The organism is Streptomyces sp. NPDC001502 (assembly GCF_042894785.1).
Lineage (GTDB): Bacteria > Actinomycetota > Actinomycetes > Streptomycetales > Streptomycetaceae > Streptomyces > Streptomyces kutzneri.
Map to the genome: position 1 here is coordinate 310,605 of NZ_JBIAVW010000001.1, position 25,187 is coordinate 335,791.

Consider the following 25,187-nt stretch of genomic DNA (forward strand, 5'->3'; position numbering starts at 1 on the left):
GCCCTCCCGCAGGGTCAGTGCGGCAGGTGCTTCAGCGCGAACTCCAGCTCCATCCGGACCTGCTTGATCCGCTCCTCCACCACCAGCGAACCGTGTCCGGCGTCGTACCGGTACACCTCGTGCACGGCCCCGCGCGCGACGAGCCGGTCCACGTAGTTGTCGATCTGGCGGATCGGGCAGCGCGGGTCGTTCACGCCGGCCGCGATGTGGACCGGCGCCTTCACGGCGTCCACGTACGTCAGCGGCGAGGACGCCTCGAAGCGGTCCGGGACCTCCTCCGGGGTACCGCCGAAGAGGGTGCGGTCCAGCGCCTTCAGCGCCTCCATCTCGTCGTGGTACGCCGTCACGTAGTCCGCGACCGGTACGGCGGCCAGGCCCACGGCCCAGGCGTCGGGCTGCGTGCCCAGGCCCAGCAGCGCCAGGTACCCGCCCCAGGAACCGCCCGACAGCACCAGGCGAGCCGGGTCCGCGAGGCCCGAGGAGACCGCCCACTCCCGGACCGCCTCGATGTCCTCCAGCTCGATCAGCCCGACCCGGTGCTTGAGGGCGTCGGTCCACTCGCGGCCGTAGCCCGTCGAGCCGCGGTAGTTGACCCGCACCACGGCGAAGCCGTGGTCCAGCCAGGCCGCCGGAGCCGACGCGAAGGAGTCGCTGTCGTGCCAGGTCGGCCCGCCGTGGATCTCGAAGATCGTCGGGAAGGGCCCCTCGCCGTGTCCCGCCGGCCGCTGCGCGAGCGCGTGGATCCGTCCGCCCGGGCCCTCCACCCACACGTCCTGGACCGGCACGGAGCCGGGCGCCCGGAAGCCGGGCGGGTCCAGGACGATCCCGCCCGCGGTGGACCGTACCGCCGAGGGCTCGGCGGCCGAGGACCACAGGTACTCCACCGTCCCGTCGGGCCGCGCGGTGGCCCCCGACACCGACCCCGCGGGCGTGTCCACGCGTACGAGCTCCCGTGCGGCCAGGTCGTAGCGCCACAGCTCGCTGCGCGCCTCGAAGCTGTGCGCGACCAGCAGCGCGGACCCGTCCGGGTACCACTCGGCGCTGACGTCGCCCGGCAGGTCGATCGCGAGCTCGTGCTCGGCGCCGGTGGCCACGTCCCACACCATCGGCTCCCAGCGGCCACGCCGCTGGTGGCCGACGAGCAGCCGGGTGTCGCCCGCGACCGGCGCGAAACCGAGGACCTCCAGGCCCAGCTCCTCGGACCCGCCCCGGGAGTCGTCCAGCTCGGCGAGGGTGGTCCCGTCCAGGGTCAGGACGCGCAGGGCGGAGTGCATCGCGTCGCCGTGCTCGGTGTGCTCGACGGCCACCAGCGTTCCGTCGCGGGACAGGTCGCCGACGCCGGCCGACTCCCGGTGCCGGTAGATCACGGTGGGCGCGGAGCCGTCCGGCCGGACCACGTGCACGGTCGAGCCGTCCTCGTCGGTGGAGCGCCCCACGACGGCCGTCCCGTCCCGCCCGATGGCCAGCCCCGCGGGGTACGAGGGCTCCAGGCCCGGGGTGGCCGGTTCGTCGGGGCCGCCCGCGAAGGGCTGGCGCACCCAGGTGCCGAACTCGTCGCCGTCGGTGTCGGAGAACCACCAGATCCACTCGCCGTCGGGGGAGAGGGTTCCGTCGGTGGTGCCGTTGGGGCGGTCCGTGGCCTGCCGCTGCTCGCCGGTGGCGCGGTCCCACGCGTAGATCTCGTAGGTTCCGGTCGCGTTGGACACGAAGAGCGAACGGTCCGGGGCGTCCTCGGCCCAGTCGGGGAGCCCGACGCGCGGTGCCCGGAACCGCTTCTCCCAGTCGGGCATGTCGGGGGTCATCTCGCTGTCGCTGGTCATGCGCCCCATTGTGGCCGCAGCGCTCCCCGGGATGCCGACCGCTTCGAACGGGCGCACAGTGGAACGCGTCGGCCGTCCCGTCCGAGGAGGAACGATCATGGCCAAGAAGGCCCGCACCGGGCACCACAGCCACCAGGACTCCGAGCGCGCGCTGGCGAAGAACACGGCCGCGGAGGCCCGCGCCAGGGCCGCGGTCCGGGACGTCCACAGCATCGCCGCGAAGACGCGCGGCATGCAGCAGAAGGCCCAGGCCAAGCGCGGCTAGGCCCGTTCCGCCGGATGTCTCTCTAGGCTGGCGCCATGCGGATGATCGTCCGGGGCGCCCGGCTGCTGCACACCCACGGCCTGTCCGACGTCGAGGTCGCGGAGGACGGCCGCATCGCGCGGGTCGTCCCGTACGACGATCAGAAGGAACCACCGGTCACCGGCATCCTCATCGAGGCCCACGGCGGCCTGCTCACGCCTCCCTTCGTCGAGCCGCACATCCACCTCGACACGGCGCTGACCGCCGGCGAGCCCCGCCCCAACGCCTCCGGCACCCTGTGGGAGGGCATCGCCTGCTGGAGCGAGCGCAAGCGGACCCTGACCCGCGAGGACGTGATCGCGCGGGCCACCGAGGTGCTGCGCTGGCAGGCCGCCCACGGGGTGCTGCACGTGCGGACGCACTGCGACGTCACCGACCCGGACCTCACCGCGCTCGAAGCGCTGCTGGAGGTGCGCGACCGGGTGCGGGACCTCATGACCCTGCAGATCGTGGCCTTCCCGCAGGAGGGCATCGTCTCCTTCCCGGGCGGCGAGGGACTGATGCGCGAGGCCGTCGCCCGCGGGGCGGACGTCGTCGGCGCGATCCCGCACTTCGAGGACACCCGCGAGGACGGCCTCGCCTCGCTCCACACGGCCTTCGCGCTGGCCGAGGAGCACGGCCTGCGGGTGGACGCGCACTGCGACGAGATCGACGACGAGCAGTCCCGTTTCGTGGAGGTGCTGGCCACCCTGGCCCTGCGCTCGGGGCTGCGGGGGCGCGCCACGGCCTCGCACACGACGGCCATGGGCTCCTACAACGGCGCGTACAGCTTCAAACTCCAGCGGCTGCTCGCCCGCTCCGGCATCAACCTGGTCTCCAACCCCTTCGCCAACCTGGGCCTCCAGGGTCGCTTCGACGCCTATCCCAAGCGGCGCGGCCTCACCCAGGTCAAGGAGATGCTGGCGGCCGGGGTCAACGTCGCCTTCGGCCACGACGACGTGATGGACCCCTGGAACGCGCTGGGCACCGCCAACCCGCTGCAGACCGCCCTCGTCGGGCTGTACGCCGCCCAGCTCACCGGCGCCGACGAGATCCCGCTGGCCTTCTCGATGGTGACGGAGCGTGCTGCGCGGGTGCTCGGCCTCTCGGAGACGGAGTACGGCATCACCGCGGGCGCCCCCGCCTCTTTCGTGCTGCTCCCGGCCCCGTCGCCCGAGGAGGCGATCCGCCGCCAGGTGCGCCCGCGGTACGTCGTCTCGCGCGGGACCGTCCTCGCCGAGACCCCGCCCGCCCCGACCCGGCTGAACTGGCCGGGGGAGGCCCCGTCCGAGATCGACTTCAGCCGCCGCCTACGCTGACGCCCCATGAAGACGTGGACGCTTGACACAGCATCGGCCCGCGCAGCTCTGGAGATCGCCTCGGAGTACGCGGACACGACCCTCCTGAACCACTCGGTCCGTTCCTACGCCTTCGGAGCCCGGTACGCGGAGCAGCACGGGCTGGCGTACGACGCGGAACTCCTCTACGTCAGCGCCCTGGTGCACGATCTGGGCCTGACCGCGCCCTTCGACAGCCACACCCTGCCCTTCGAGGAGGCGGGCGGCCATGTCGCGCGCGTCCTGACGGCGGGCCTGGGCTGGCCGGCGGCCCGCCGGGCGCGCGCCGAGGAGGTCGTCGTCCTGCACATGCGGGACGACGTGAGCGCGGCCGAGGACGTGGAGAGCCACCTGCTGCAGGTCGGTACGAGCGCGGACGTGTCGGGACTGCGCGTCGCCGAGTTCGATCCCGCCTTCACGGCCGACCTCCTCGCCGCGTACCCGCGGGGCGACTTCGGCGCCGCGTTCCTCGCGCTGGTCGAGGACCAGGCCGTACGCAAGCCCGACTGCGCGGCGGCCGCATACGTGGCCGGCGGTGCGGCCGGCCGGATCGCCGCCAACCCGCTGGACCGGCCGCGGGCGTAGGGGGTGTCTGGCCGGTCAGGCCGGGCTCGCGGGGTCCGGTGCCGGGCCTCGCCGCGTTGTCCTCGGCCGGCGGCGCTCCGCGTTGTCCTCGGCCGGCGGCGCTCCGCGTCGCCTCCCTCGTCCGCCTTGCGAGCCTTCCCCTCGGCCCTGGCGGGCCTGGGGAGACCCCATGGCACCGGCCGCCGCTCCTGATCCGGCCTGATCGACAAGACACCCCCTGGCCCCGTACGCGGGGGTCACGCATATCGGGCACCGTGCCGGATACCGTGCCCGCATGTCGTGGGACGAGGACGGAACACCGCACCCGCTCGCACTGCGCCGCACCGGCCGCAGCGAACTGGAGCCGGACCGGCTGCCGGAGATGCGGGAGCTGGAGGTGCTCGGCTGGGAGCCGGCTCCCGAGGACCTGCGCTGGGTGTTCCTCCCGTACGTCTGGCCCCCCGCGGACCGCACCTGGATCCCCGACCGGTCCACCCACTGGGCGGTGGACACCGCCCTCGACGGCCACGGCCACATCACCGGCGTGGAGTGCGCCCCACTGCCCGAGCCCGACCTCCGGGACCTCGACCGCGAGGCCGACGAGGTCCTCGCCGGGCTCGGGCTCCCGCCCCGCCCGCGGGGGCGCCTGTGGCTGCTCCGCCCGGTCGGCCCCTTCACCGCCCTCGGCGCGCTCCTCGACCACCTGGACGACCTGGCCGAGGCGCGCGCCGTGCCCGCCTTGCCCTCCGCGGCCTTCCTCGCCCTGGCCCGGGCCGAACTCGCCGGGCTCGCCGCCCCTGAGGAGTAGGGCCCCCCACCGCCGCACGCCGGGGTGCCCGCGGTCACGACAGGGCCGTCCCGGGCTCCCGTGGCTACCCTGGTCGTGAGGGGGTAATGCCGGGAGGCGATCTCATGGGTCGGCGCCATCACTTCCACATCGACCACGACGGGCACTCGGTCAGCGCCACGGTCCAGACCGGGCACCATGCCGTCGTGGAGGTACTGGTCGACGGCAAGGAGACCGGACACGCCACGACACACGACGACCACCCCGTGACCGTGCATGTCGAGCTGCCGACGGATCCACCGACACAGGTCTCCGTCCGCGCGACGCCCGGGCCGGGTGTACCCCGCTGCATCTTCGAGGCCCCGGCCATCGAGCCGCACATCATGTCCCCCCGCCCCTACTGACGGCGGTGGCTACCGGCTTCCCTTGCGCTCCTGCGTCGCGGACCGGATCTCCTCCGTCGCCTCCCGGAACGCGGGGGCCGCGCGCCTGAAGTAGTCGAAGAGCAGCTCCTGCTGCTCCGGCGAGTACCCGGCGAGCACTTCGCCGATCCGCCTCCGGGCCGGCGCCACGGCGGCCTCGACCTGCGCCAGCGCCCCCGGCACGGCCTCGACCACGACCTTGCGCCGGTCGCCGGGGTCGGCGGTGCGCCGTACGTACCCCGCACGCTCCAGCCGGTCGATCAGCCGCGTCGTCGCCCCCGTCGTGAGCCCCGTCCCGGCCGCGAGCTCGCCGGAGGTGAGCCCGCCGGCCAGGGTGATCCGGCTGAGCGCGTACCACTCGGACGCCTGGAGGCCCGCCGCCTCCGCGCCCGCCGTGCCGTGCAGCCCCACGGCGTCGACGTAGTCCCGAAAGACCGCCCGCCGGTCGTCCTGCTCCGCCATCGCGAACCTCCCCTTGTCATTTATCTGCATGCATGCAGATAATGCATGCGTGCAGTTGTTGCGTCAGTGTAATCAACGCGGCGGCGGCCGTCATCCGCTCGTACCCGTCGACCGAGAGGCACCCCATGAACACCACGACCTTCAAGCGCGCCGCCCTCGTCACCGCCGCCCTCCTCGCCCTCGGCGCCGGCGGCGCGTACCTCTACCTCGACACCACCTCCGACGTCCGGCGCACCGGCACGGAAACCTGCGCGGATGTCATACCGGCGGACGCGAACCGCGCCGACGGCGAGGCCATCTGCGCCACCATCGACGCCCTCACCGCAGCCTGGGCCCGCGGCGACGCGGACGCGTACGGCGGCCTGTTCACCGAGAACGCCACCTACACCACCTACATCGGCAGTCACTACGAGGGCCGCTCCGACATCACCGAAGGCCACCGCGCGCTCTTCAAGGACTTCGTCAAGGGCACCGCGCTCGCGGCGACCTTCCTCGACCTGCGCTTCCTCGGAACCGACGCCGCCGTCCTGACCGGCCGCGGCGACGACTACACGGGTGCGAAGCCCGGCCCCGCCGAGCTCTCCAAGGTCCAGACGTACACCCTGGTCCGCGACACCGACGGCACCTGGCGCATCGCCGCCTTCCACAACACCCAGCGCCGGAACGTGATGGAACGCTTCTCGTTCCTCTACTCGCCCGCGACGGCCCCGAAGGCGGAGAGGTGACCCCGCACACCGCGGGCAAGCCCGGTCAATCGCAGCGCTCGACGGCGCCCGGCTGCAGCCTCAGCTCCTGGACCTGGTAGCAGTCCGAGTAGACGGTGGCGATGACCGTCCCGCACGCGCACACCAGGTTGGGCCCCCATTCGCCGTCCATCCCACAGCAGTAGCCGCGGCGCATCGCGAGGTCCGGATGCCCTTGCAGGCCGATGCCATCGCCGGGGTTGAGCACGACGGTGCGGCTCGGACCGGATTCGACGAGCAGGCCGGACGAGTCGTCCAGTACGTACGGCGGGCCGGAGGGATCCGGGTCGACCGCGAACGTCCCCGGGGCCATCCGCACGATCGGCCGGTCGGTATGACCGTTCGCATCGCTGGGCCCGGCCTCAGGCCGGTACCACCCGTCATCCGTATGCGGGTCCGGCAGGGGCCGCTCGGCGACGGCCGGCGTCACCGCACGGTGGCAGTCACGGCACTGGAAGACCGTCATCGGGCACCTCGTTCGCAAGGCCGGCGCGCAGGCCGAAGCAGGAAGGCCCCCTATTGAATCAGCAGGCGGTCTTCGCGCGATCGGCCTGATATCGCATGTATGGCTCGAAATCTTCCGCCATGCTCAGGGAAACCTCAAGGAATGGGTATTTCTCTTGATCCGATTCGCCTGGGCATGGAACTGTCATGCATGTGCAGGGAGTTGAAGGGGGGCGGGGGCCTCTGTGCGGGGGAATCGAGGAGTTGCCGACGGCGTGAGCCGGGAGGCTGTCGCCTGTCGCCCCGTTCTATTCACCTGATATGGAATGCGCATTCCATCGTCGGCCATTCGGCCATCCGGCTATCCGCTTGGTCGAGTGGGATTGCCGGAATTTCCAACGATATTCAAGCGGCCGCTTTGGGTCCCGGATTTCCGCGCGCTCGCCTTCGAGCCGGCCGGGTTCGGCCGCATGGGCAAGGTGCCGCGCCCCGTGCCCATCGAAGGACTGCTGAAGTGCGCGCAGACGACTCATCGGTTGACCGGCCGCTGCATTGTGTCGAGCCCTCTGTGGGCTCTCCGAAATGAGGAGGGATCTTTCATGCACCGCATCGCCAAGGTGGCTGTTCTCGCGACAGCCGCCATTGCCTTCAGCGCCCCCGGCGCGACCGCAGCACAGTCCTGGATCTACAACAGTTTCAGTCAGGACCTCGACCGCCATGGGGTGAGCTGGGCGTCCGTGATGGCGTGCGACGGCGACCAGGACGGGAACTGGGTGAAGGCTCACTACTCGCGGGACAACGGGTCTTCGAACTGGACCGCGACGACGGGTGGGCAGGGAACCTGCACCGAGAGCGGGGTCGACACCAGCAACCGGATCACCAAGCACCGCTCACAGCAGATCCGTGACTGGGCGACCGACCCCTACGGCCCCTGGAAGTACCGGCCCTGATCCAGCACATGTCCATCGCGCGGAGCCGGAATGTCCGGCACATCCGGCTCCGCGCCACCCGGCCGAGAATGAGGAAGCATGAGTACCGACCTGCACAGCCGCAAGACGGCCGCGGTGGAAGTGGAAGACCTGCACTACAGCATCGGCAATCGCCGTCTCTTGAACGGTTTGACCCTTGGTGTTGCGGCCGGGTCGTCCGTGGCTGTCACAGGCCCCAGCGGATCGGGGAAGACAACCCTCCTCTGCTGCCTCAGCGGTCTGATCGCCGCCTCTTCCGGCGTCATCCGCATCGCCGGCGTTGATATCGCCCAGGCATCTGCCGGCGAGCGAGCCGCCATGCGGCTGCGCACCGTGGGTACCGTCTACCAGTTCGGAGAGCTGATTCCCGAGCTGTCGCCTCTGGAGAATGCCGCACTGCCGGTTCTGCTGGCCGGAGGCAACGCGAAGAAGGCGTATGCGGACGCGCAGAGTCTGCTGGAAGACCTGGGCGTGCGGGAATCCTCGTCCAAGAACACCGCATCTCTGTCGGGCGGAGAACGTCAGCGGGTCGCCGTCGCCCGCGCGCTGATCGGCAGGCCTTCTGTGGTGCTCGCGGACGAACCCACCGGTTCCCTCGACCAGCGCACGGGCGAAGTGGTCGCCGACCTGCTGTTCGGCCTCCCTGATCGCTTTGAGTGCGCGCTGATCGTTGTCACGCACAATCCGCACATCGCCGCCCGTGCCGACCGAACGCTCGAACTCGCCGACGGGCGTCTGATTGCGGACTCGGAGGGGAGCAGGTGAGCGGGCATGTACGCATGCTTCGGCTGGGGCACCGGGTGGGGATGTCCAGCGGCGTGTCTGCACTGGTTCACCGCTTCGGACTGTTCGCAGCGTCCTTCCTGATCCTGTGGGTGGCCTGGAGCCTTCTTGCGGTGGATGCCGGCTTGGGCGCTCGCCAGGAGCGACAGGACGCTCGTTCTCCTGTCATGACCCAGCAGAGCCAGGAGGCCGTGGCCCGCTGGTTCGAGCGACCGGACTACGCCGGCGGTCAGGCGATATCGGTCGTCTTCCTGGAACCACTTCGACCGGATGCCAGTCCGCCCCCGGGCCTTGACAGGTGGCCCGAGCCCGGCGAGGCGTTTCTCTCACCCCGGGCCGCCGAGCATGCGGGCGGAACGCTTGTCTCCCGCTACGGCACCATGGCCGGGACCATTGGACGAACCGGCCTTGCCGAGCCTGGTGAGTTGCTGGTGTACACCCGGTCCCCCGTCGAGGGAATCTTCGGCGAAACACGCCACAGCACACTCGTATCGGGCTTCGGACGTCCGGATTCCCAGTTCATCGACTACTTCACCGTAAGCCACCAGTTCGAACGCTCATCCGGTGATCTCTGGGTGCTTCTCATGCTGTTCACCGTGATGCCGGCCGCGGCCTCTCTCATGGTCGTGGTGCGCGGCGGGGCCGAACTGAGGGACCGCCGAATCTCGATGCTTGAGGCGCTGGGCGCTTCGCGTGCGTCACGACTGCTGGTGGTCATAGGTGAAGCCGCCGTCCCTGTGCTGGCAGGCTCACTGCTGGCAGCAGCGGCGGCGTGGGCCACGACCCTCTGGGACACCAGCCTCCCCTTCACCGGGCACTGCGTCTCGGCCGCCGACCTGATGCCACTGCGCATGTGGACCCCGCCGCTGATTCTTGCCGCGTCCGCGCTTGTGCTGGGGATCAGCGCGCTGCGCTACGCCAGGCCTCGCAAGCGGACTACCACCCGCCCACAGCAGACGAAGGACACAACCGGCCGGACCGTATGGATTCTGAGCGTGAGCGGTTCGGTCCTGTGCCTGTACGGAACGTGGCGGGCAGACGGTCCGGGACGGGTCGTCTTCTTCTTCGGAGCCATGCTCGTCATCGGAGTCCTCCCCAGTCTCGGGGGTCGCCTGTCCGGCTCTCTCGGATCGGCGATCGCCTCCCTTTCGCTCCGCAGGGGCGATGCGGCAGGGCTCATCGCCGGGCGATGGCTCGCTGCCAGGCCCGCCGTCCTTGCCGTACTCAGCGCGGCCATGGTGGTGGGGCTCGGCCTGACGACACTGGGCCAAGTCGTCACCAGCCAGCTCGAAGGACCTGAAATCGTTGCCAAGCGCTTGGCAGGCGCCACCGACCGCAACGCCGTCCTGATCAGGGCCTCGGGAAATCCCGCCCGCTTCGACATGCTGCGCCGACAGCTGGCCGACCATCCCTCGGCACTTGTGTACCGCGAAGGCGACCGCACGATGCTGTCTGCCGACTGCAGGTCATTGGCGTTCTTCGGCGCCCTGACCACCTGCCCGGAGGCGGCGACAGAGCTTACGGAGGCGGTCAAGGACGTCGGGGTCACGCCCCGCACGGCGCTGGCTGTCCTCGGCCTCTCGCCGGACAGGGTAAGCATCACCACTCGTCACCCTGGTATCACCGACCCCGAAGGCGTCTCCCTGGTCGTCTTCAACACCTCGGGCGGGGCCGGAGCCGATCGGATCTGGGGCGCCGCGTACCGGACGTTGGGCTTTCCGATGCTTGAAGTGCCGGTGGAGTCGGGGATGCTGGGTGCGCAAGCCCGGGCCGACTACGTCAAGTGGGTGCTGGATACAGCTCTGATCGGCCTGCTTGCCCTGGCCCTCGCCGGAATCGTGGGCGCGGCCTCGGTCTTCGACGACCAGGCACGAGGCCTCGGCCCTGTCGCTTCGTTCCGGAGCGACAGGAAGTTCTACATGAGAGTGGCCTTCTGGAACCTCTCGGTTCCCCTCGCGGCAGTGGGGGCAGGCGCCGGTGTGGCAACGTACCTACTCGGCCAGATGCTGCTCTCCATCGGAGACGGAGGCGAACTCTCCGGCAGCCTCGTCGCGGCCGGTTCACTCAGTATCGCCATCGGCGGTGTCATCGTCGCCGTCGTCTGCGCAGAGATCGCAGTACGCCGTAGCCGAACCTGGCTCCCTACAGGCGACTGAACACGGTCGTCGGCCCGACAGCGCCATGTGATCGCTTGAGACCAGCCAGACTCTTGCGGCGCTCCCTCAGGGAGTACGTGGCGCCCTCGGGGCCGCTGCGGCTCCACCCGACAGAGGCGGCTACGGCCAGCGTGCCGAACACACCGAGGCTCTCGATCTTGCACCCGCGGTCCAGCGAGGCCTCGATGTCGATGTACGGGCTGCGAGGATCTCTTCCTGGATTTCTCCCCAAACGATGACCGAAAACGCAGGAAGGGCCTGATCCGCAGTGCGGATCAGGCCCTTGACCTGGTCTTACGAAGTCGGGGTGGCGGGATTTGAACCCACGACCTCTTCGTCCCGAATGAGGTCCACCCAAGATCCCCACCTGCGCGGATGCCGATGTGCCTGGTCAGCGGCAAAGGGCCGGTTGGTTTGACGTGGTACGAACAGGGCTCTGGGAGCGGTTCGGCTCCCCAACGACTCCCACAGTTCGCGGGTCTGGCATTGGCTACTGACGCGATGCCGAGGGCTTCGCTCCTCCTGGGCCGGGACCAGGTGAACGGCGCCTGTCGACCAAGCGGTCCCGGCCGATACCGAGAGCCGGAGCCCGGTGGCTGGTCGCAGATGCCGGCTAGGGGAGCAAGGCTCCCAGCTGGCTCACGTGGACCGGGATGGCATCCTGGGAGCCAGTAGCATTGCGGAGCTCGATAACCCCCGTTATCGAGAGCCCGTGGCAGCTCCATGGAAGAGCGGCCGTAGTTTTTGGATACGCGGGAGGCGGTACCTGCCGACGGGGCAGTCAGGGTGTCCTGCGAACAGGGTCTTGAAGGGGGGTGGGGCGCCGTGGTTCACCGTAGGGTTTCCGTGCCGGGCTCATCTCACCCCTTCGCGGCTGTGCCGTACGTCTCCATGTCCGAGATCGCAACGCTCGCGCGGGTGAAGCGTCCCGTGGTCTCGACGTGGCGGCGACGGTACTCGCATTTCCCGGCACCCGTCGCGGGAAATGCCGGCCGGCCCTTGTTCGACGGCGGGCAAGTGGCGGAGTGGCTGATCTCCTCGGGTCTGGGAAACACCGACCATGCGGAGCTTCGTTCTGATGTGGCCCTCTTCGGCATCGTGGCACTGACGGACCGATTCAGTGGGTGGCAGCTCATTGAGGTCCTGGGCAGCCTGCTGTGCCTGCGCAGGCTCGACGGCCGCCCACTGGCCGGTCCTGACGTCGGCGCTGACGACGACGATGACCGGACGCTGTGGGCCGCGGTGATGCACCGAGCTGAGCGGATGGACGCCGAGGACGAGTTCGTCTTGCGCGAGCTGCGCTCAGTCGACGCTGCCGCCGCCCCGCTCGTCCGGTTCGCAGAGGACCTGGCTGACGCCGCCTACAACGAGCGAGGCGCGTACGAACGGCTGCTGGCTGCCCGCGCCCGGCTCGGCGTGGACGCTCTCGCCGCAGATGCCGTGTCCCCCGAGCTTCTGAGCCTGATCACCCAGCTCGCGGACCTGCCTGTCCGCCTGGAACGCGACCAATCGATCACCCTCGCCGACCCGCACGCACGCGCCGGCGACCTGCTTGCCGCGCTGCTGCGCGAGGCCGACGACGGCGAGAACATCACCGCCTTGGCCGCCGAGCCGGACGAGCGCCTGGCCCGCATCGCCCGTCGCCGCTTGCTGCTCGCGGGCGTCGACGAGCTCGCACTCGACGTGCAGACCGGCAACGACCTCGAGGAACGCCTCGCGGACCCCGACCTCATCGTGACTCAGCTCCCGTACCGCCCCGGTGAGGACCGCTCGGCCCTCGCCGCCCTTGAGGGCATCGAGCGCGTGGCCGACCTTCTCGCCTCCGGCTCCACGGCCCTCGTGCTGGGCCCCGCCGACGCCCTCGTCGACGCTCTGCGGGGCACGGAGGAGTCCCAGCTGCGGTCGGAGCTGCTGCGCAGAAATATCGTCGAGGCCGTCATCGCTCTGCCCGGCGGCGTGCTTCCCTACCGTCCCGGCTACCGTCCGGCTCTTTGGGTACTCACCCGCGACCCCGTCTCGGCAGCGGACGGCAAGGTCTTACTCGCCGACATCAGCGCCGTCTCCTTGACCGAAGATGTATGCGCCCGGCTGGCTGAAGACGTACTCCTCTGGCGCGCCGAAGGCTTCCGCGCACTCGACGGCCACGACCCCCGCTACGGACGCGCGGTGGACGTCGCTGTCCTGGACCGTTCCTTCGGCGGCCCGCTGACCCCGCCCGCGCCGCCTGCCTCCGCGATCTGGTCGCGGACGACGACAGAGCGTCCCGCACTTATCGCTGAAGCCGAGGCCTGCCTGGAGCGTGCGGCCGACGAGGCCGGGTCGTACGAGGACACGCACGGTCCGTACCGCGGGCGCGTGCTGCGCCGCGTCGGCCGGATGCCCCGGCGGACCACTCTCGGCGCGCTCATCGCCGAGGGCAGGGTGAGCAGGCTCAAGGGCCACCGGATCGACGAGGACCATCTGGTCCGGGACGGCCATCACACCGTGCTCGGCCCCGAGGAGATCACCGGGGCCGACGCCGTCGGGGCGCGGCGCATGGACCGGCTGGTGCTGGCCACCGCGTACGACCGCGTGGCGCTCACCGAGCCGGGGGATGTCGTCTACACGCTTGCGCCGCGACTCGGCCTGTACGTCGACCACGATGGCTTCAGCGTGGTCGCCTTCCCGGCCCGCGTGCTCCGCGTCAACCGCGCCGCCGAACGCCCGCTGACCCCGCGCGTGCTGGCAGCCCTGCTCGGCGTCGCTCGCAACACCGGCCGCAGCCCGAGCGCCGTGCGGGCCGCCCGCCGCATCGAGGACTACCAGTTGCCCGACCTCGACCCGGAGGACGTCGAGCGTTTCGACGCCCTGCTGGCCGAGACCGAGCGCCGGGAGCGGCTGTTGCGCGCGCAGGCCGACGCGCTCGCCGAGGCCACGAGCCTGACGGTCGCCGGCCTCGCGGACGGCACCCTCACTCTCGACCGAAACGTGAACCAACCACCGTACGCAATGCATACCTTGACCATGGACGAGCTGTCGTCGAGCAGTCACGCAGGAAGAAGGAACGATGCCCCCGCGTAAGCGAGCCGCCGCCGGACAGGGCGAACTGCCCGGCGTCTCCAGCACCAAGGAGATTCAGGACATCCTGTGGAAGGCCGCGGACAAGCTCCGCGGTTCCATGGACGCCGCTCAGTACAAAGAGTTCGTGCTGGGCCTGGTCTTCCTGAAGTACGTCTCCGACGCCTTCACCGAGCGCCGCGAGGAGCTGGCCGCCGACCCGGAGCTGGCGGCCATCCCGGAGCACCGGCGGGCGGCGTTCCTGGAGGAGAAGGACGAGTACACCGAGAAGAACGTCTTCTGGGTGCCCCCGACCGCCCGCTGGGACCACATCAAGGAGAACGCGTCGAGCGCGGAGGGTGGCGTCGGCAAGCTCCTCGACGAGGCGATGGACGAGGTGATGAAGGCCAACAAGGCCCTCACCGGCGTCCTCCCCAAGATCTTCAACCGCGACAACGTCGACCAGAAGCGCCTGAAGGAACTGGTCGACCTCATCAGTGATGCCCGCTTCACTGGGCACGGCGACCGCCCAGCGCAGGACGTGCTCGGCGAGACGTACGAGTACTTCCTGGGGCGGTTCGCGAGGGCGGAGGGCAAGCTCGCCGGCGAGTTCTACACCCCGGCGAGCGTGGTGCGGCTGCTGGTGGAGGTCCTGGAGCCGTACGAGGGCCGGGTGTACGACCCGGCGTGCGGCTCGGGCGGCATGTTCGTGCAGTCGGGCAAATTCGTCGCCAGTCGGCGCGGCAAGGACCACACCCACGACATCGCCGTGTACGGCCAGGAGGCCAACGAGCGCACGTGGCGGCTGGCGAAGATGAACCTCGCCATCCACGGGATGGACCCCAAGGGTGTCGGAGAGCGGTGGGCGGACACCTTCGCCGACGACAAGCTGCCTGACCTCAAGGCCGACTTCGTCATGGCCAACCCGCCGTTCAACATGTCCGACTGGGCGCGCAAGTCGGACGACCCCCGCTGGCGGTACGGCGTCCCGCCGCAGTCGAACGCCAACTACGCCTGGCTCCAGCACATCGTCTCCAAGCTCGGCGACCGGGGCAGTGCAGGTGTCGTCCTGTCCAACGGCTCCATGTCATCGAAGCAGTCGGGCGAGGGCGAGATCCGCGCGGCGCTGGTCGCGGCGGACCTGGTCGCCTGCATGGTCGCTCTGCCGGCCAACCTGTTCCGGACCACGGCGATCCCGGCGTGCCTGTGGTTCCTCACGAAGGACAAGTCCCCGCAGGGCACAAAGGCACTGGAGGACCGCCGAAGCCGGGTGCTGTTCATCGACGCGCGGGCCATGGGCACGATGCTCGACCGCACGGAGCGCATCCTCACGGACGAGGACCTGGAGAAGATCTCCGACACGTACCACGCGTGGCGCGGCACCAAGTCGGCGAAGGACAAGGGGCTCTCGTACGAGAATGTATCCGGGTTCTGCTACAGCGCGACGCTGGAGGAGCTTGAGAAGCACGATTACGTGCTGACTCCGGGGCGGTACGTGGGGGCGGCTGAGGCTGAGGACGACCCGGAAGCGGAGTCGGTGGACGCGCGCATCACGCGGCTGACAAAGAAGCTGTTCGCGCATCTGGATGAGTCGGCACGACTAGATGCGGTGGTGCGGGAGCAGTTGGGGAGGACCCTGTGAGCGGCTGGACGGCGGTGAAAATCGGTGATCTAGGAGAGGTCGTGACAGGAGCCACCCCGAAGGGCTCCGAGTCGGACTCCTGGGGTGACTATATAGACTTCGTAACACCCAGCGACCAAGAGATCGGAAAGCGGGTCGCGCATCCGGCCCGGCATCTGTCCGAGGTAGGAGCGGACCGCCTCGCCCGGAGAGTCGTGCCTGCTAATTCCACATGCTTCACCTGTATTGGCAGCACGATCGGGAAGGTCACTCTCACTAGCGATCGAGTTGTCACGAACCAGCAGATCAACTCCGTCGTGCCAAACTCAGACTACGACGGCAGATTCGTCTACTACCTTCTGCTGCACCGGTCCCCGGAAATCACGCAGATCGCGAGCGGGTCTGCGACTCCGATCATCAACAAGACGCATTTCTCGCGCTTCATTGTCCATGTGCCAGACCTCTCCATCCAAAGGAGGATCGGAGAAATTCTGGGGGCGCTAGATGACAAGATCGCGATTAATGAGTGCATCGCCATCGCTGCCGAGTCTCTTGGGGGTGCTCTCTTTGATCGGTACTTCGCAGTGGGGATCCAGTACTTGGTTGATGGATTGACCCTGCCGGCTGAATGGAAGAGCACTGACCTGGGTTCGGCCACAACAATCATCGAGACCGGCACCCGACCCAAAGGGGGCGTGGCCAAGTACACGTCGGGTGTTCCTAGTATTGGCGCCGAGAGCATTGTGCGGCTTGCGCATTTCGATTTCAGTAAAGTCAAGTATGTGCCCGAAGAGTTCTTTGCAGGCATGAGGCGAGGAGTTCTTCGAGACCGCGACATCTTGGTCTATAAGGATGGCGGAAGGCCTGGCGACTTTAAACCGCACGTATCCATGTTCGGCAGCGGCTTTCCATTCGCTCAGATGTGCATCAATGAGCATGTTTATCGAGTGCGTATGAATCCTGACCTTGGGCAGGAATTTGGATACTACTGGCTTTCCTCGGCGCCTATTATGGGGGAAATGCGTCGGCGTGGCACAGGCGCCGCTATCCCGGGCATTAACTCGACCGCGGTCAAGGGAATCCCAGTGGTGGAGCCTCCAGCCGACCAGCTCTCCGAGTTCAGGAGTGCAGCCGCACCACTTGTAGAACGGGCGCTTCAGGCGGCTGGCGAGAACCGCACCCTCGCCACCCTCCGCGACACCCTCCTCCCCCAGCTCATGTCCGGCAAGCTCCGCGTCCGCGACGCCGAGCGCATCGTGGAGGACGCCGTATGACGATGACCAACGACAGCGCCAAGCTCGACGGCAAGATGACCGAGTCCACCTGGGAGCACCTCGCCATGGACGAGCTCGCCGAGCTCGCCTGGGAGGTCAAGGAGGGCAAGGCCATCGCCCCCGGCTCCGGGCATCGCAAGGACTGGGACGACCTGATCCTGCACGACCAGCTCCAGGCGGCCATCGAGCGGCTGAACCCCGAGCTGTCGGCCACCGCCGTCCACGAGGCGCTCCGCATCGCCACCGACCCCGCCTCCACCGAGGCGTACCCGGAGAACAAGCAGGCGCACGCCCACCTCACCGCCGGCGTCCGGCTCACCTACACCGACGAGTTCGGCGCCGAGCAGACCCCGACCGTCCGGCTCGTTGACTTCAACGACCCCGACGCGAACACCTACCTCGCCGTCAACCAGGTCACCGTCCGGGACACCGACGGCCGCCACCGCCGCTTCGACGTCGTCCTCTATGTCAACGGCCTGCCCCTCGCCGTTATCGAGCTGAAGAGCGCCTCCGCTGAGAACGCGACGCTCAAGGACGCGCACGCCCAGCTCCAGACCTACGTCGCTGAGTTCCCCATCGCGTTCCGCTACAACGTCCTGAGTCTGGTCTCGGACGGCATCACCGCGAAGTACGGCACCGTCTTCACCCCGTACGAGCACTTCGCGCCGTGGAACGTCGACCACGACGGCGACCGCGTCGACACCAACGCGCCGGACTACGACGGCCTGGAGGCGCTGAGCCTCGCCCTCCACGGCCTGTTCACCCAGTCCCGCTTTCTCTCCCTCACCCGCAACTTCGTCAACTTCACGCCCACCGGCAAGCGCATCGCAAAGCCCCACCAGTACTTCGCGGTGACCAAGGCCGTCGAGGCGATCGTCACCGCCTCACAGAGCAACGGCCAGGCGGGCGTCGTCTGGCACACCCAGGGCGCCGGCAAGTCCGAGGAGATGGTGGAGACCTCCGCCCTCGTCTCGCGCCACCCGGCCTTGAACAACCCCACCGTCGTCGTCGTCACCGACCGCAACGACCTCGACGACCAGCTCTACGACACCTTCCGGGACAGCCAGACCCTCCTCGGGCAGGAGCCCCGCCAGGTCAACACCCGAGAAGAGCTCCGTACCGAGCTGAAGAGCCGTACCGTCGGCGGGATCATCTTCACCACGCTGCAGAAGTTCGGTCTCAGCCAGGAGGAGAAGGACTCGGGCGCGGGCCACCCCCTCCTCTCCGAGCGCCGCAACATCCTGGTGGTCGTCGACGAGGCGCACCGCTCGCACTACGACAGCCTCGACGGTTACGCCCGCCACCTGCGCGACGCGCTCCCGTACGCCACGCTCATCGCCTTTACGGGCACCCCGATCTCGAAGGCCGACGCCGACACCCGCGCGGTGTTCGGCGAGTACATCGACATCTACGACCTCAAGCGGGCCGTCGACGACGAGGCCACCGTCCGCGTCTACCACGAGCCTCGCGTCATCGACGTGTCCCTGCCGCCCGACGTCGACCCGTCCACGATCGACGAGCAGGCCAACGCCCTCACCGAGGGCATGGACGACGCCGAGCGCCGCCGCGCCGTGCAGTACGCCGCCACCATGAACACGGTCTACGGCGCGCCCGACCGCATAGCGACGCTCGCCGACGACCTGATCTCCCACTGGGAGAAGCGTCGTGAGCTGATGAAGCCGGACATCGGCGGCCCCGGCAAGGCAATGATCGTCTGTGCGACGCGGGAGATCTGCGTCCGGGTGTACGACGCGCTGGCCGAGCGCCGTCCCGAGTGGGCGAGCGGCGAGGTCGACCAGGGCGTCATGAAGATCGTCTTCCACGGCGACCGCACCGACGAGGAGCACCTGCGCAAGCATGCCCTGCTCAAGTCCCAGCAGAAGACGGTCCAGGCCCGGGCCAAGAACCCGGAGGACGCGCTCGAACTGCTCATCGTGCACTCGATGCTGCTCACGGGCTACGACGCACCGCCCATCCACACCCTCTACATGGACCGCCCCATGCGGGGCGCCAACCTGATGCAGGCCCTGGCCCGCGTCAACCGCCGCTTCCGCGGGAAGCAGGACGGTCTCCTCGTCGGATACGCGCCGCTCACCGACAACCTCTCCAAGGCCCTGGAGGAGTACTCCCGCCAGGACCGGCAGGACAAGACGCTGGGTGCGGACATCTGCCGGGCCATCACCGAGGTCAAGAACGAACTCGCCACCATCAGGGGCCTGCTGGCCGGCTCGCGCTGGCGGGAACTGCTCGCAGACACCGCCCACCCCGAGCCGCGCAAGCGAGCCCTGCGCCTGACCTCCAACTTCCTGCGCGACCCGAAGACTCCCGGAAACAAGGTGGAACCCGGCACCAAGCCGCTGTCCGTCCGTTTCAAGGACAGTGCCGCCCGCCTGGACCGCTTCTACCGGATCTGCGCGATGAGCAAGGAGATCGCCGAGCGCTGCGAGGACCTGGAGGACTGGCGGCGCGACATCGCCTTCTTCAGCGAGGTGCGCGCTTGGATGATCAAGCTCGATGCCGCCGACCGCGAGGCCACCGGTCAGCCGGTGACCGCCGAGATCCGGCGTTACCTCGAAGCGCTCGCCGCCTCGGTCGTCGACGCGGACGAGATCACCGACCTGTACGAAGAGGCCGGGATCGGGCGGCTGGACATCACCCGCCTCAACGACGCCCAGCTGCGGAAGCTGGAGAACTCCGAGACCCCGCACCTGGTCGCCGAGGCCCTGCGCCGCATGATCGAGCAGAAGATGCGCGAGGTGACGAAGCACAACGTCGTCCGGCACGAGAGCTTCTCCGAGCGGCTGAACGACCTGATGACGCGCTACATGCTCCAGCAGCTCACCAGCGCCCAGGCGATCGCCGAACTTGCCGCGCTGGCACGGCAGGTGTCGGATGAAGCCCGTCGCGGTGAGCGCTTCGACCCGCCGCTCAACCACGCCGAGCTGGCCTTCTACGACGCGGTCGCCCATCGCGACATGGCCGAGCTGATGGAGGGCGGCGACGACAAGCTCGCGCAGATCGCCCGGGCCCTCGTTGCGGACGTCCGCAAGAACCTGTCCGTTGACTGGCTCTCCCGCGAGCCGGTGCGCGCCAAGCTGCGCACCCGCATCCGCCGGGTCCTGGCCATGTTCGACTACCCGCCCGAGGAGGAGCTGGAGGCCATCGACCTAGTCCTCAAGCAGATGGAGACCTTCGCGGCCCAGTGGGCACCCGGCGCCAAGTAGTCCTCAGCAGGCGGGCCGCCATGCGGCCGGCCCGCCTGTTGAGGTCGGCGATCAGTCCCGCACGTGCGAGTTGAACGGAGGTGCCGTCGTCGCGGCAGCCCGCCGTCCCGGCCAAGTGCGCTCAAGGCACGCTAGACGCAAGCAGCGGTGCGGCCGCTCGGCGAGGCAGCGTGCGACCCAGGGGAGGAAACCGGGTCCGCATAGGAGGAGTTCGCCGCGTAGTTCACCTCGACACCCCGAGGTGCGCATCTCGCTCTGCGGCTCGCAGTGCGGGTCCTGGAGGAGTGGGGGCATCCGCCTGCCTCGGACGTCTCCTGCACCGTCGCCCTGTTGGTGGCGGAACTTGCCGCCAACGCCGTACGCCACGGGCGTGTGCCAGGGCTCGACTTCCGGCTTCGCCTGACCTCTGATGCGCGGCGGCGTCTGATCCGTATCGAGGCGGGGGACGCGTCCTCGGACTGGCCCCCGGCCCCTGCGCCTGCGCCGTCCCCCGACGATGAGGCGGTGCGCGGCCTGCTTCTCGTGGACGTGCTGGCCACCCGCTGGGGTGTGACGCCCCGTGTTCCGATCGGCAAGGTCGTCTGGTCGGAAGTGGCGGTGGAGCCCTGAGGCCTTCGACTGAACTCAACCCTGTTCCATGTCGACCAGTTACCGATAAGAGGGGTTATCGGTGAATCAATAGGTTGGAGCCATCCAGTCTTCCTACTGTTCCTTTACACCGAGCCCCCACGAAGCGGCGGGCCGGACACCGGAGCAGAGGAGCTGACCGTGACGGCACAACCCGCGCAGAGCACTCACGCTGAAGCCGCACCGTCGGCAGAAGCCGAGGACCCGCAGACGCTCTCCGGCCTCCTGGAGACCCGCCTCGCCGCCTCGGTGCTCTCCGACGCGACGAAGGCGATGCTCCGGGAGGCGCTGGGAGACGTCGAAGGGGCCGCCGCGGCCGCCGCGCCTCGCCGCGTCTATCTGGACTCCGTCTCCGTCGCCGGCTTCCGGGGCATCGGCCCCAAGGCGTGGCTCTCCCTCGCCCCCAAGCCCGGCGTCACCCTTGTCGTCGGACGCAACGGCTCCGGCAAGTCCAGCTTCGCCGAGGCCATCGAGACGGCGTTCACCGGGAAGAGCGCCCGGTGGGACGGGCTCAACCCCGTGTACCGCAGCAACTGGCGCAACCTGCACGACGGTGCGGCGCCGAAGATCGAAGTCAAGCTGTGTGAGGAAGGAGACACCAAGCCCACCACCCTGACCTGCACCTGGGCGGGGGACGATGTCACGCTGCCCGACACCGAGTTCAAGCGTCCGGGGCACGGGCGCGGCGCCTTCGGCGAGGCGGGCTGGCAGCAGCCGCTGACCGACTACCGCCCGCTCCTGTCGTACTCCGACCTCGACCGGATGATCAGCGGGAAGCCCAGTCAGATGTACGACGCGGTCGCCAAGATCCTCGGTCTGGGCAAGCTGACTGGCGCCGACGACCTGCTCCAGCTCCTGGAGAAGGAGCTGAACACCGCGCTGAAGAGCGCTGAAGCGGAGCTGCCGGGGCTGGTCGAGATGCTGTCCGGTCTGGAGGACCCCCGGGCGGATGCGGCGATCGCGGCTCTCGGCCGGACCGGAGCCCCCGACTTCGACGCGCTGACCGTGCTGGTGGAGGGCCTGCCCACCGCCGACGCCGGCCACCTCGACGGGCTGCGCGCCGCCGCTGCCCTGACCGGACCCGACCTTGACGAGGTCGGCCCGGCGGTGGACCGTCTGCGCGAGGCCGTCGCCGTCCTGGGCGACGTGCGCGCATCGGGCGCCGAGGACGCTCACCAGCGCGCCGAACTGCTGGCCAAGGCCCTGGACCACAGCCGCCGTCACCCCGGCGAGGAAGCCTGTCCCGTCTGCGGCTCGGCCCGGCTGCTGGACGACGCCTGGGCAGAGCGTGCGGCCGACCAGATCGCCGCCCTTCGGCAGGAGGCCACCGCCGCCGAGGAAGCGCGGAGCGCCCTGCGCCGCTCTGTGGATGCCGTGCGGTACCTCGTTACCCAGGCCCCCAACTGGCTTCCGGCCGCGCTGGTCGATCCGTGGGAGGAGTGGACGGCCTGTCGCGGGATCGCTGATCCCGAGCAGCTCGCCGGGCGGGCCGAGAACAGCGCCCTCGTCCTGGCCGACGCCTGCGCCGTCCTCAGGGAGGAGGCGGTCCTGGAACTGGAGAAGCTGGACGAAGGCTGGCGCCGGTGCGTCGCGCGGCTCGCGGGCTGGCTCGACCGGGCGCGTACCGCCCATGCCGGAAAGCCCCGGCTGCGTCAGGTGAAGGCGGCCCGCAAGTGGCTCAAGGACGCCGGCGGGGAGCTGCGGGAGGAGCGGCTGCGGCCCTTCGCCGACCACACGCAGAGGATCTGGGAGCAGCTGCGGCAGCAGAGCAACGTCGACCTGAGGTCCGTGCGCCTGAACGGCACCGAGAAGGCCTCCGTGCGCAAGCTCGTGATGGACGTGTGCGTGGACGGTACGGACGCGTCGGCCCTCGGGGTCATGAGCCAGGGGGAGCTGCACTCCCTCGCGCTGTCACTCTTCCTGCCCCGCGCCGCCGCGCCGGACAGCCCGTTCGGCTTCGTGGTGATCGACGACCCGGTGCAGTCCATGGACCCGGCGAAGGTCCACGGCCTCGCGAAGGTCCTGCACGACCTCGGCCAGAGCCGGCAGGTCGTGGTCTTCACCCACGACACCAGGCTGCAGCGTGCCTTCCACGACCAGGAGCTCGCCGTGACGGTGCTCCAGGTCGAGCGGGGTGACCGGTCCATCGTCAAGGTCGAGCGGGAGACCGATCCGGTCGCTCAGGCGCTGAAGGACGCGCGGGCCCTCGCGAGCACGACGGACCTCCCGGCCGTGGCGATGACCCATGTCCTGCCCGGCATCTGCCGGACCGTGCTGGAGCGCGCGTTCACCGAGGCCGCCTGGCTGAGTATGCACCGGGCCGGCATCGCGGAACACGAAGCACAGGCCGCGATCACCGACGCGAACACGCTGAGGGAGATCGCCTCTCTGGGGCTGTTCGGTGACGCGTCCAGGGCGGGGGACATCTACCGGGAGCTGAGCAGGCGCTGCGGGCCGCAGGCCGTGGGACTCGTCAGGCAGTGCCAGGAGGGTGCGCATCCCACGGGCGCTTCCATGCCGGCCCCGCACCGGTTCGTGGACGCCATCGCAGTCATTGCCGAGAACGTACGGAAGCCGGAGGACTCGACGCTGTGAACGCCACCATCCCCCTGTTGCTCGCGACCGCCGACCGGCTCCTCACCGACCCGCCCGCCGCGATGGCGGCGGGCAGGTACCGGGGAGCCGCCTTCGCCCTCCGGACCGCACTGGAGATCGCGGTCTCCGACGCGCTGCTGGCCGCGACGCCCGCAGTCCGGGCCAGGTCCACGCGAGCGAAGCTCCTCTGCCTGCGCTGCTGCACCGAAGCCGAGACTGCCCGACGGGCCAAGGCCGTATGGAAGCTTCTCTGCCTGGGCTGCCACTACCACCACTACGAGATCGGCCCTACCGCAAGCCAGCTGGAGCTCTGGCGGAGCGAAGTCAATCTCGTTGTCGCCCGATTGGGGAATTGAGTCAGTCTTTGCACACCGATTTCTGCTAATCCTATGACCGGGGTTCCGGGCGCCAGCCCGTCGCAGCGCCAGTATGGCGAACCGCTGCTTGCGGCGGGACCAGCCTGACTGGCTGAGCGTGTGGCAGATGCTCGGATGCCCTGACGACGGCCGGTTGCGTTTCCTGCGGGATCTTGCCCAGAGCGTTCGCGACGTCGAAGGGCCCATTGCGAATGGTGGGCCCTCCGACATCGTGGCCGGTGAGGCACTGGCGGAGGTGCGAGATTCGAACTCGTGAGGGGTTGCCCCCAACACGCTTTCCAAATGTTCTTACGGGGGTTCTGGGGCGTGCGGGGGCGTTCTGACCTGCGGCGAAGCCGCTGGTTGACAGTCCTCTGGACGATCCCGGACGTAGGGGAATGAGACCAGAACTGAGACCACGGAGCGAGGTCTTCTGCCAGGATGGCAGCCCGATTCCGTAGCTGGTCACGGGGCTACGGTGCCCAGATCGACGGTACTCGGTTCGTGCAGGGCTTCTTACTGACAGTGAGGCATTTGTGAACCTCCCCAGGGCATAGGGACTTGTGATGGGGCTGAGCCCCGCGATGCTCGGGAGGGGGAGAACGTGTCGAAAGCCGAGTTTGGGGCTCTCATCTTCACTGCTTGGACAGTGTCGATATGGGCCCTGACTATGACGGCGACGTCGCAACGCCGAGGTAACAGAACGCTCTTGGAACGGATCTGCTGGGCTCGCGCGCGGGCACACGCAAGACGGCGCCGCGCTCACCTGGTTCGCCGGGTCCGCGACAGCTCCTTGGCGACGCGTCCAGACCGTCCGACACTGGACTACTTGCAGCGTGAAGATGTCCTGTACCAGGTGTCCCGCAGGGCACTCGCTCTCAAGATGATCGCCCCCGTCGCGATGTCCGTCTCAGCGGGTGGTGCCCTTGCAGCAACCATCCAGCGCAGAAGCGGGCACGTATGGCCCGACGCCGTCGCCATGGGGGCCATGGTGACGCCCATGTTGATCACTGCTGTGATCGCCTCGCTTGTCACAAACCAAGGCATGCAACGGTGGACAACCGAGGCCGTGACGGTCACGGTGCGTAGGGCCTATGAGGCACTCCTCCAGCCTCTGGAGCTAACGGGTAAGGAGCCTCCGACGGCATCGCCCTTCAACTCCCCACACGTTGCGGCAGTCCGAGCGCTGGAAGACTTCGCCATCGCGCTGGAGAGGTATGCCGTGCAACGTGCGCTTCCTGATGGCCGCAACCCCATGCCCCAGGTCGTGGCCCGGTTCTCAGCAGCCGCCGCCCTCGTGCGTGAGCTTCGGGACGGGGTTGAGCTTGATCGCATCGACGGCGCGAAGCGCGCTCTGCTCGAAATGGAGCGAATCCTGAAAGTGCTCGCCAGCAGCCAGCTGCAAGATCTTGCACCTGGGGACGTATCCGCCGAGGGGCTATTGCACAGTCACCGGGAGCGCAGAGCGTGGCGGCAGCAGGTACTGAGAGGATTTGCGTTCACCCTCTGTCTCGCTGGCATCGTCTTTGCCTTGGCTTCGTCAGCTGTCGGCGTCGCCCTGGCGACGGCCGCCGCTGCGGGGGTAGTGGCTACTTGGGACAAGATCCTTCGTCTCTCCACCAACTCGGATGCGAATAGGTCAGCGAGCACCTGACCGCTGGTGGTCGACTCGGATCGGGGGAGTC

19 protein-coding genes and 1 pseudogene are annotated in these 25,187 nt (G+C 69.0%); 17 read left to right on the forward strand and 3 right to left on the reverse strand.

Translation table 11 applies throughout. The features are described from left to right. Positions 1-14: 14 nt before the first annotated feature. Positions 15-1,820: a prolyl oligopeptidase family serine peptidase gene (locus ACFY0D_RS01550; RefSeq protein ID WP_390796416.1), complete on the reverse strand. Its 1,806-nt coding sequence runs from the start codon at positions 1,818-1,820 to the stop codon at positions 15-17. A 97-nt stretch (positions 1,821-1,917) separates the two neighbouring features. On the opposite strand from ACFY0D_RS01550, the gene ACFY0D_RS01555 reads away from it, so the two are divergent. From ACFY0D_RS01555 to ACFY0D_RS01575, 5 genes are all read left to right on the forward strand, one after another. Continuing rightward, complete coding sequence (locus ACFY0D_RS01555) at positions 1,918-2,085, forward strand: hypothetical protein (RefSeq protein ID WP_390796417.1); 168 nt, start codon at positions 1,918-1,920, stop codon at positions 2,083-2,085. Between the two features lie 35 nt (positions 2,086-2,120). Beyond that, positions 2,121-3,422, forward strand: coding sequence for a cytosine deaminase (codA, locus tag ACFY0D_RS01560; protein WP_390796418.1), 1,302 nt, complete (start codon positions 2,121-2,123; stop codon positions 3,420-3,422). A 6-nt stretch (positions 3,423-3,428) separates the two neighbouring features. Continuing rightward, positions 3,429-4,025 (forward strand): HD domain-containing protein, encoded by a 597-nt coding sequence (locus ACFY0D_RS01565; protein WP_351147941.1) that lies wholly within the window; start codon positions 3,429-3,431, stop codon positions 4,023-4,025. Between the two features lie 274 nt (positions 4,026-4,299). After that, positions 4,300-4,812: a DUF5956 family protein gene (locus ACFY0D_RS01570; RefSeq protein ID WP_390796419.1), complete on the forward strand. Its 513-nt coding sequence runs from the start codon at positions 4,300-4,302 to the stop codon at positions 4,810-4,812. A gap of 104 nt (positions 4,813-4,916) precedes the next feature. Continuing rightward, complete coding sequence (locus ACFY0D_RS01575) at positions 4,917-5,195, forward strand: hypothetical protein (RefSeq protein WP_390796420.1); 279 nt, start codon at positions 4,917-4,919, stop codon at positions 5,193-5,195. Between the two features lie 9 nt (positions 5,196-5,204). Here the strand turns inward: ACFY0D_RS01575 and ACFY0D_RS01580 are convergent, their stop codons facing one another. Beyond that, complete coding sequence (locus ACFY0D_RS01580; RefSeq protein WP_390796421.1) at positions 5,205-5,705, reverse strand: MarR family winged helix-turn-helix transcriptional regulator; 501 nt, start codon at positions 5,703-5,705, stop codon at positions 5,205-5,207. 95 nt (positions 5,706-5,800) lie between these two features. Between ACFY0D_RS01580 and ACFY0D_RS01585 the strand changes: the two genes are divergently transcribed. Continuing rightward, positions 5,801-6,400 (forward strand): SgcJ/EcaC family oxidoreductase, encoded by a 600-nt coding sequence (locus ACFY0D_RS01585; protein ID WP_390796422.1) that lies wholly within the window; start codon positions 5,801-5,803, stop codon positions 6,398-6,400. Between the two features lie 25 nt (positions 6,401-6,425). Here the strand turns inward: ACFY0D_RS01585 and ACFY0D_RS01590 are convergent, their stop codons facing one another. After that, complete coding sequence (locus ACFY0D_RS01590; RefSeq protein ID WP_390796423.1) at positions 6,426-6,731, reverse strand: hypothetical protein; 306 nt, start codon at positions 6,729-6,731, stop codon at positions 6,426-6,428. A gap of 508 nt (positions 6,732-7,239) precedes the next feature. Here ACFY0D_RS01590 and ACFY0D_RS01595 point away from each other — a divergent pair. The 11 genes and pseudogenes from ACFY0D_RS01595 to ACFY0D_RS01645 all read left to right on the forward strand — a co-directional run bounded on the left by ACFY0D_RS01595 (position 7,240) and on the right by ACFY0D_RS01645 (position 25,156). Then, complete coding sequence (locus tag ACFY0D_RS01595) at positions 7,240-7,812, forward strand: hypothetical protein (protein ID WP_390796424.1); 573 nt, start codon at positions 7,240-7,242, stop codon at positions 7,810-7,812. Positions 7,813-7,890: 78 nt separating this feature from the next. After that, a complete protein-coding gene (locus ACFY0D_RS01600) occupies positions 7,891-8,595 on the forward strand; it encodes an ABC transporter ATP-binding protein (RefSeq protein WP_390796425.1) in 705 nt (234 codons plus the stop codon). A gap of 53 nt (positions 8,596-8,648) precedes the next feature. Next, positions 8,649-10,769, forward strand: coding sequence for an FtsX-like permease family protein (locus tag ACFY0D_RS01605; RefSeq protein ID WP_390796426.1), 2,121 nt, complete (start codon positions 8,649-8,651; stop codon positions 10,767-10,769). Between the two features lie 1,017 nt (positions 10,770-11,786). Continuing rightward, positions 11,787-13,829 (forward strand): hypothetical protein, encoded by a 2,043-nt coding sequence (locus ACFY0D_RS01610; protein WP_390796427.1) that lies wholly within the window; start codon positions 11,787-11,789, stop codon positions 13,827-13,829. Then, positions 13,816-15,447, forward strand: a complete 1,632-nt coding sequence (locus tag ACFY0D_RS01615; RefSeq protein WP_390796428.1) for an N-6 DNA methylase — start codon at positions 13,816-13,818, stop codon at positions 15,445-15,447. The genes ACFY0D_RS01610 and ACFY0D_RS01615 overlap by 14 nt, the downstream gene beginning before the upstream one ends. Continuing rightward, entirely contained in the window at positions 15,444-16,700 is a 1,257-nt protein-coding gene (locus ACFY0D_RS01620; RefSeq protein ID WP_390796429.1) for a restriction endonuclease subunit S, read from the forward strand. Before ACFY0D_RS01615 ends, ACFY0D_RS01620 begins: the two co-directional genes overlap by 4 nt. Further along, positions 16,697-19,924 carry a type I restriction endonuclease subunit R gene (locus ACFY0D_RS01625; protein WP_390796430.1) on the forward strand — a complete coding sequence of 1,076 codons (3,228 nt, stop codon included), beginning with the start codon at positions 16,697-16,699 and terminating at the stop codon, positions 19,922-19,924. The genes ACFY0D_RS01620 and ACFY0D_RS01625 overlap by 4 nt, the downstream gene beginning before the upstream one ends. A 243-nt stretch (positions 19,925-20,167) precedes the next feature. Continuing rightward, positions 20,168-20,533: pseudogene (locus ACFY0D_RS01630) on the forward strand (ATP-binding protein); the annotation flags it as partial. A 159-nt stretch (positions 20,534-20,692) separates the two neighbouring features. Then, positions 20,693-23,146 carry an AAA family ATPase gene (locus ACFY0D_RS01635; protein ID WP_390796431.1) on the forward strand — a complete coding sequence of 818 codons (2,454 nt, stop codon included), beginning with the start codon at positions 20,693-20,695 and terminating at the stop codon, positions 23,144-23,146. Further along, positions 23,143-23,502 (forward strand): hypothetical protein, encoded by a 360-nt coding sequence (locus ACFY0D_RS01640; RefSeq protein ID WP_390796432.1) that lies wholly within the window; start codon positions 23,143-23,145, stop codon positions 23,500-23,502. Before ACFY0D_RS01635 ends, ACFY0D_RS01640 begins: the two co-directional genes overlap by 4 nt. A gap of 829 nt (positions 23,503-24,331) precedes the next feature. Further along, complete coding sequence (locus ACFY0D_RS01645) at positions 24,332-25,156, forward strand: hypothetical protein (protein WP_390796433.1); 825 nt, start codon at positions 24,332-24,334, stop codon at positions 25,154-25,156. The last annotated feature ends 31 nt before the right edge of the window (positions 25,157-25,187 follow it).

Coding starts and splice junctions, on each gene's coding strand:
- ACFY0D_RS01575 (WP_390796420.1), top strand. CDS start 4,917: ATGGGTCGGCGCCATCACTTCCACATCGACCACGACGGGCACTCGGTC.
- ACFY0D_RS01555 (WP_390796417.1), top strand. CDS start 1,918: ATGGCCAAGAAGGCCCGCACCGGGCACCACAGCCACCAGGACTCCGAG.
- ACFY0D_RS01565 (WP_351147941.1), top strand. CDS start 3,429: ATGAAGACGTGGACGCTTGACACAGCATCGGCCCGCGCAGCTCTGGAG.
- codA (WP_390796418.1), top strand. CDS start 2,121: ATGCGGATGATCGTCCGGGGCGCCCGGCTGCTGCACACCCACGGCCTG.
- ACFY0D_RS01625 (WP_390796430.1), top strand. CDS start 16,697: ATGACGATGACCAACGACAGCGCCAAGCTCGACGGCAAGATGACCGAG.
- ACFY0D_RS01600 (WP_390796425.1), top strand. CDS start 7,891: ATGAGTACCGACCTGCACAGCCGCAAGACGGCCGCGGTGGAAGTGGAA.
- ACFY0D_RS01615 (WP_390796428.1), top strand. CDS start 13,816: ATGCCCCCGCGTAAGCGAGCCGCCGCCGGACAGGGCGAACTGCCCGGC.
- ACFY0D_RS01570 (WP_390796419.1), top strand. CDS start 4,300: ATGTCGTGGGACGAGGACGGAACACCGCACCCGCTCGCACTGCGCCGC.
- ACFY0D_RS01585 (WP_390796422.1), top strand. CDS start 5,801: ATGAACACCACGACCTTCAAGCGCGCCGCCCTCGTCACCGCCGCCCTC.
- ACFY0D_RS01580 (WP_390796421.1), bottom strand. CDS start 5,705: ATGCAGATAAATGACAAGGGGAGGTTCGCGATGGCGGAGCAGGACGAC.
- ACFY0D_RS01550 (WP_390796416.1), bottom strand. CDS start 1,820: ATGACCAGCGACAGCGAGATGACCCCCGACATGCCCGACTGGGAGAAG.
- ACFY0D_RS01590 (WP_390796423.1), bottom strand. CDS start 6,731: ATGGCCCCGGGGACGTTCGCGGTCGACCCGGATCCCTCCGGCCCGCCG.